Genomic DNA, 4,595 nt, shown 5'->3' on the forward strand with positions numbered 1-4,595 from the left:
ACTTAGCCAATTACAAGTCCCCCATTGGGAGAAGCTTTTAACATTGGCAGCAAGCGCTTGGGAAATGACAGGGCTGGGTTATATGGGGACCGATATGGTGCTCGACCAAGAAGAGGGGCCAATGGTTCTAGAGCTGAATGCTCGACCTGGTCTTGCTATTCAAATTGCGAATGGTGCCGGACTCATACCTAGATTGCAGCATATAGAAAACTTAGGGACGCCTGCTGAATACCCGAAACCGGCTGAGCGCGTCGCCTACGCCGCTAAGCAGTTTGGTATTTTCAGTAAGTCGATTTCGGATTAGTTAAACAATATCCTTTCTTGTCAGCACCGCAATCGCTAGCGTCTAGCGTTCGACAATCAAAATGCTTTCACGCATAAAAATGCCTTCCATATGGAAGGCATTTTTTGTTTATGGGTATATCGAACAGGAATAATGGGGGCAGTGGCTCAATCACATAGCTCATTTACATAGCCAAATTCACCACTAACCCGCATTACGAGCCTGAGCTACGATCCTTCAACCAATTCTACGTTTAACGCTTTGCCTTGTTCTTCACTTGGCTCATTATTGAATGATTCACTGCGAGTCGCCTCAAGTGAATCCATTACAGGTGACGACTTTGCTGCCTGACCAAAACCTCGCAGACCAACAACATGCACATGTTCATGATCTTTAAAGATTTTACGTACTAATTTATACGTTGTTCCTTTTTCTGGGCTAATGTTCTCTGGGGCGGCGATCAATAGCTGCATATCCAGACGATCACAAAGCTCAAACAGGGTCGAGATTGATTTGGTATCCAAACGCGCGGCTTCATCCAAGAATAGCAAACGACATGGAATGACATCCTTACTTCGTAAACGACGGGACTCCTCTTCCCAACTTTGGATAACCATCAGCAAAATTGACTGACCTGTACCAATCGCCTCACCCGTTGATAATGCGCCTGATTCAGCTTGAAGCCAGCCATCAGAACCGCGGCTTACTTCAACACTGAGTTCTAGGTAATTTCGATAATCAAGTAACTCTTCCCCAAGCACCTGAGGAGAACGCTGGCCCATGTCAATATGCGGGTTAACGCGCTGGAACAGTTTTGCCATCGCTTCAGAGAAGGTAAAGCGCGTACTTTCAAACAAGTCTTTATGCTGAGACTGTTGATCAGAAAGCCCATTTAACAAAATCTCATGGCTTTCTCTGACTTTAACGTTGAGACGAACCCCTTTAACCTGACCAAATCCAATGTTGGACAATCCTTGGTTCAACATACGAATGCGATTTTGCTCTCGTAAAATCGTCTTCTTAATGATGCTCGCTACCGAGTCTGAACTGATCGCTAAGCGATTTTCACGTAACGTTAACTCTTCCGTTAATCGGGCGAGTTCGACTTCCATCTCTTCGATCGCTTCAACTGGATCATCGGTGCGAATAATATCCTGACGAATACGTTCGCGCAGATGCTGGTACACCGCAATGTAGAACAGAACTTTACGTTCAGGGTGGGCATTGTCTTCTGACAGGCGAAGTGCATCGCGTAAGTCATCATTATTCGCGACCGCTAAACGGAGGGCACCTAATGATTTATCCGACATAGAGCGTAATTCGCCCGCAGACAAGTACGCCAGTTCACGTTTGTGCAAACGACGCTCAACGTCATTTTCACGAGCTAACCTCAGCACCGAACACCAGCCGGCTTTCGCCGCAACAACGAACGTTCGCAGTTCAATGTATTCCTTCTGAACTTTTCTTAGTCGCTTAGCCAACCCTTTCATTTCAAGCTCAGTCGACGTAATGGTTCTATCGCACTCACTCTTTCGATGTCGAGTAGTGTGTAATAGTTCATGCAATTCGTCTTTACGGCGTTGTGCTCGTTCTACCGCGCTTTCATCCGCGGTTACCCCGTACTCTTTCAGCTCTTGCTTAAATTCTTGTACCGTTTCTTGCTTGGCTTGATGTGAACTTTTTAGTGACGCTAAAACTTGCTGGTATTGGTTCATCTGCCCTTGAACTTGCTTATAGTCTTCGCGATGACGACTGCGTGCACGTTCAGCATCCACCAACTTCGATTTCAACTGCTCGCTCAGTTCGCTGCTTTGGTTCAATAGATCGACAGAATCGGAATAGCTAAAATACTGTTTACGCTCAACCAGATCCGCCACCGCAAAGATTTCTGCTTTTAGCGACTGGAGTTTTTGGTCTGCATTCTGATATTCAAGTGTTAAGGCTTCATACTGCTCAGGATCACTGTCTAGCGCATTGACGATTTGCGACAAAGCGTCGACTTGTTTGCCATGATGAGATAGAAAAGCTTTTGCTTCTGTTAACGAAGCCATCTTACTCTCTAATTCATCATAGCGAGCACCGAGTTCAGTGTCCTCAATGAGCGCCATCATCGGTGCCAATTTATCTAACACCGTTAGTGCTTGCTTACTTGCTTGACGTTGGCTGTTAAGCTGCTGCTCGTTAGACTCTAGGTCTGATAGTAAACGTGCCCCTTGAGTATGAATCTCTCTCTGATTGGCAAGTGCTTGCTCTGGATCGTGTTCAAAAGCAACTTGAATATGGCTCGCGACAAAGCGGTTGAAGCTTTGGTACAAACGAGACAGTTTTTGCGAATCAAAAGCCGCCTTGGCATGATGTTCTAATACTTCTTCACGTTCCTCTCGCAATAGCTCTAAACGCTGTTCACGTGCCGCTCGGCCAAACAGCGGGATCTCTGGAAAACGCGAGTAACGCATTTGACGGTCGTTAAGCAGAACACAAACCGCCCCTTCAAGCTCATCGGCATTAAATGAACTGTCATCAAAAGCGTCGATATCCCCTTCAATGATGTAAAGGTCTTCTGGGCAATCATCAAGATCCACCAGCTTCTCTTTAATATCAGTAAGATCGGAAACCACAATCGCGTTACGTGCCGGGCCGTACATTGCACTGAAATAAGGCGCATCACCGAGAGTAATGTCATCGTAGATTTCAGAAAGCAGGACACCGCCTAAGGTATCGGCCAACCCTTTCAAGCGAGGATCATTTGAACCACCTGGCGATGCTAGGCGTTCAATTTCTGCATCTAATCCTGTTCGTTTTAGAGCTAAGCGATCTTTCTCAATTGACAAGGTTTTTTCTTGCTCTAAGACTTGCTGCATGGTGTGCATAACCGAGTGGCTATCAGGCAGCTCAGAACCACTCTGCTCTCTTAACCCATTTAACGCATCATTGGCCGCAATCCATGTCGGGGCTATCCCTTCTAGCCTCTTAATTTCACCACTCACAGTCTGAAGCTGGTTGCGCTGCTCACTGCGCTTTTCACGCAGCTCTTCTAGGGCAAACTCTAGGCTGTCTATTTGCTCGGAGTGGCGCTCTCGCTCTTGCTCCAAACTGACTTCATCAACCAAATTGACGTGATATTGTTTTTGATAGTGAGCGACCGAGTCCAAGAGCTGCTTCTGCTGCTCTAATTGACGCTCGACTTCTCGGAACTGTGCTTTCCATTGCTGCTCATTTTGAGTGATTTGCTCAGCATGACGACGGTTATTGAGTATCTCTTTCGCCACACTAGCAGCATCAACACGTTCAACTGGGCCTGCGATCGATTTCACCAGTGCCTGTGCCGTTTCAAATTGCTCAGCGGCGGCCGATGAAACATCAAGCTTATGCTTCAGTGCCAGTAATAACGTTGTCTGTTGTGTCTCTTCGCGCTTTAACTCGCTTAATACTGACGAAGCAGAATCGGCGGTTAGGTCATCATTAGCAAGTAAGGTTTTGGCTTTAGTCAACGCCTGTACAGCTTGTTGATATTGCAAAGCTCGAGTTTGCTGAACATCTAATGCTTGTTGATAATCTGCCAACTGAGTTTTTAGGCTGTCCACTTCTTCTTCAGCAATATGCGCTTGCTGCTCAACCGTCATAAGTTGCTCTTGAGCTTCTTCAACCACCATAAGCTGTTCTTCAAGGCGCTCATTCAGCTCTTCCAAATCCCCTTCATAGCGTTCCACTTTTTCTTGTTGCCTTAACGCAGTAAGCACTAATTGGAGATGATCGGAAGCACCTTGATGATCTTGTTCCAGTGCCGACTCTTTATCTACTATCGCTTCAAGTTCTTGCTGCACATTGGTCAATAGATCGTGTTGCTCAATGAGAGTGCTTCGTGAGCTACACAGCTCGGCACGAAGCGCCAAGGTATTATCTAACTTAGCCTTGCGCTCATTTGCATGACGCATGTAATCGGCTGCAACGTAGTGTGTTGATTCGGTAATTAGGTGTTTGAACAGATCACGATCCGCTTGGGTCGTTTTGATCGCCTCTAGAGTCATGCGGTTTTCACGCAATGCCGATTCCATGTCTTGGAACGCTTTTTTAACGCCACCATTTTGTGGTAACAGATAATCACGTAATGAACGCGTAATCGCGCTCGAGATACCCCCGTATAAAGACGCTTCAATCAGGCGGTAGAATTTAGAGCGATCGCCGCTGTTACGCAGTTTTTTGGGCACCACACCATATTCGAACATCTGCCCGTGGTAATCGACTATCGAGCTAAATGCTTTAAAATAAGCCCCTTCATATTGAGCGGTGACGTCTTTCACTTCGTTCAGTT

2 protein-coding genes are annotated in these 4,595 nt (G+C 46.3%); one reads left to right on the forward strand and one right to left on the reverse strand.

Annotated elements, in window-relative coordinates; translation table 11 throughout:
* The coding region (locus tag ACP45E_RS04760; protein WP_277815679.1) for a sugar-transfer associated ATP-grasp domain-containing protein at window positions 1–304 on the forward strand (304 nt) is incomplete at its 5' end.
* 206 nt (window positions 305–510) lie between these two features.
* On the opposite strand, the gene mukB is transcribed toward ACP45E_RS04760, so the two are convergent.
* The coding region (gene mukB, locus ACP45E_RS04765; RefSeq protein WP_069584757.1) for a chromosome partition protein MukB at window positions 511–4,595 on the reverse strand (4,085 nt) is incomplete at its 5' end.

Origin of the sequence: Vibrio genomosp. F10 str. 9ZD137, from assembly GCF_049974785.1 — a bacterium.
GTDB lineage: Bacteria > Pseudomonadota > Gammaproteobacteria > Enterobacterales > Vibrionaceae > Vibrio.